At 70.1% G+C, this 2840-nt stretch carries 2 protein-coding genes; both read right to left on the reverse strand.

Features of this window, described 5'->3' with window-relative positions; genetic code table 11:
* Nucleotides 1-141: 141 nt before the first annotated feature.
* On the reverse strand, nucleotides 142-333 hold the full coding sequence (locus tag ACFXPK_RS04715) for a cypemycin family RiPP (protein WP_385000553.1): 192 nt from the start codon (nucleotides 331-333) through the stop codon (nucleotides 142-144).
* 631 nt (nucleotides 334-964) lie between these two features.
* Nucleotides 965-2566, reverse strand: coding sequence for a N,N-dimethylformamidase beta subunit family domain-containing protein (locus ACFXPK_RS04720; RefSeq protein ID WP_385071621.1), 1602 nt, complete (start codon nucleotides 2564-2566; stop codon nucleotides 965-967).
* Between the last annotated feature and the right edge of the window lie 274 nt (nucleotides 2567-2840).

The following is a 2840-nucleotide window of genomic DNA, read 5'->3' on the forward strand; positions in this document are numbered from 1 at the left end:
CCCCAGTCTCCCCCCCCTCCAAACCCCAACAAAAAAAACGATTACGGACGCGCACGCCCCGGCGGTAGCGCGCGTGCTATACTGGGGCCCGTGCACCCCCACTGTTGGGCGTTGTCTCCCCCCCCGCAGTTCAGTGCTCCGTCAGCACACCAGGCAGATCGTGCTGCCCTGGATGACGAACTGGGCCGCGGTCGGTGTGGCCGGCGTGGCCATCGCGGGTATCTCGGAATCCGAGTGGAATCCCGGAGCAGCCCCGCCGAGAACGCTGTTGGCGAACTCCTGCGTCGCCAACGACTCCGGTCGAATTCCTTCGGTCTTTTCCTGCGTCACCATCGAGTCTCGTCGCACAGTGCAGCCCTTCCTCCGTTTTCAAGCTGAGCGAAAGGGTCTCTGTGCACCCAATGTTGCCCATCCCCCGTCGCCCGCTCTGAATTGAACGCGCTTTGCAACATCTTTGCAATGTCTAGAACCAAACATTGCCGACACACCGTAACCAGCCGAGCGGGACCCGTCAACACCTTTCCGGCCCGGCGCGCGGTGACACACCGCATACCAACTTCCCGCACGGACCGGCACGTTGGATCATGAGGCGAGCACCCCGCCGACCCGTCTCCAGGACGGCGGTCCACGCGTCGCGCCACGGTGGCCATCGCAAAGGCGGGCTTGTTCTCGTCGATATCAGCCGATCGGTCCCGGCCACACCTCTTCGCAGTCCGCCCTGCGGATCTCCGGCATATGGCCCGCCACAAAGGCGCGTTCTTCCTGCGGCATTACCTCCCCTGCCCGTCTCGGCGATCATGAAATCGTCCTCAACAAGGGGCACTTTCCGGACAGTTCCGTCGCATCGAGAAATCCGGGCGTGGAGTTTGCTGCCCTCGTGGCGCCGGAAGAGCCACCGCGGCACCGCAACGGCCGTGCCGGTCCGCCCGCGTACCCACCTGGACCGGCTCCCGCGCCCCCGCGGCTACGGGCCGGTCCCGTCGGCGGTGTGTCCGTAGACGCTCCGCACGTTGTCGTGCGCCGCCGGCAGCTCCTTCGTGACGGGGCCGGCCGCGAAGGCACGGAACACGTTCTCGGTCGTACGGGTGACGAAGGTTCCGGTTCGCGCGTCCATGCCGTGGTTGCGGCCGTTCTCCTTCGTCCCGGCCATGAGGGCCTCGACCCACCGCATCGTCCCCGAGGCGAAGACACCCGCGCCGCTCGGCACGGTGTAGTACGCGGAGTCGGAGTGACTTCCCCGCCCCTTGCAGACCAGCGGCGAGTGGGCGACGATCTCGATCGGCCTCGGTGTGGGCGCCTCCGGCGTGACACGGTCGTACTCGACTCCGACGAGGTGGTCGAAGGAATCGCCCTTCTCGACCCCCGTCCCCGCGAAGACCCAGTGATCCGCGCTGTGGACGACATAGGGGGCGTCCGTCGGGTAACCCTCGTACAGCACACCGGTCATGGACGATTCCGGATCGGCGGCGGGCGGCGATCTGAAGTCGTCGGTCGGCATGGAGGGATGGTCCGCGAGGTACGGATCGTTCCGGTAGTCGGTCTTGTAGCAGACGACCGTACGGGCGGCCCGGGCCCCCGCCGGCTCCAGCCTGATCCTGCGGTAGCAGCTGTTGGCGCCCAGGAAGGCGAGATTCGTCCCCGCGTCGCGCGCCCGGGTGACGTACCGGCGCTGTTCGGGAGTCCAGTACTCGTCATGGCCGAGCGACACCACGGCGGTGGCCCCCCGCAGGACCGACGGGGCGAGGTGCACGTCCACCCCTGTCGTGTACGCCAGGGGAATGCGCAGCCGCTCCGCGAGAACCACCGCGGCCCGCTCGTACACCAGGAACTTCTCGGCACCGTTCCTGTCGTACGGCCGGTCGAAGGAGACGGCGAGCGAGCGGCTCCCGTACCCACCGTCCTCGCCCTTGTAGAGGCTGTACCCGCCCCACCAGTTGTACGCCTGCCAGGTCGCGACGGCGTGCATCAGGAGGGTGGCGCCCGAGGCGCTCGCGGAGCGGACGATCATCGGCACGTACCGCTGGTGACCGTTCTCCGCGTCCAGCCGCAGCAGATACGCCCCCTCCGGCCAGCCGCCGGTGCGGACCGTGGCGCTACGCTCCCAGTCGGCCTGTACGGTCCGGGTGCCGTTCTCCACGCGCGGCGCGCGCTGACGGCGGCCCGCCACCCGGCCGGACCGCCAGACGAGCCGGGCCTGGGCACCGCCGTACCAGCCGATCCGGTACGCCGAGACGCGGAAGCCCGGGGCGGTGGTCGAGACATGCAGCCCGAAGGACTCCTCCGGCAGGACGCTGACCCTGTCCGCATAGCCCTCGATCGCGCCGGGCGGCCCCGGGGACCGGATGCGCCAGTCGGGGCTCCCGGCCCGGCGCCGCTCACCGGCGGCCGACCACCCGCTCCCCGTACGGCCGGGCGCGGCGCCAGGACGCACCTCCGCCGTGGAGTCGCACCCGGCCACCGCCCCCGCGGTGAGCGAGGCGGCCCCCGCCACTGCCACTCCGAGGAACCGCCTGCGTCCGAGGCCCCCCGGCGGAACGCCGCTTCCGGCGCCGTCACCTCGCTCCATGTCGTGATCCATCGAGTCCGTCCCGTGCCGCCCGCGTCGCTCTCAGGACGATCCTGATGCGCCGCCCACCGCCGGGCGACCGCTGGGGGCCGATCGCGGGTACGGGGCACCCGCCCCCGGCGCCGGGACGCACGTCTCCCGCCGTCGACGCGCGGGCGGACAGAAGAAAGCGGCCCCACCTCGATGAGGAGGGGCCGCGTCTTCGTGGAGCCCCCCGCCGGCCCTGCACCGAAAATTTCCCGCGGGAGACGGGACTGGTTACATGGACCAAGGG

This window comes from Streptomyces sp. NPDC059142 (genome assembly GCF_042755665.1).
Classification (GTDB): Bacteria; Actinomycetota; Actinomycetes; order Streptomycetales; family Streptomycetaceae; genus Streptomyces.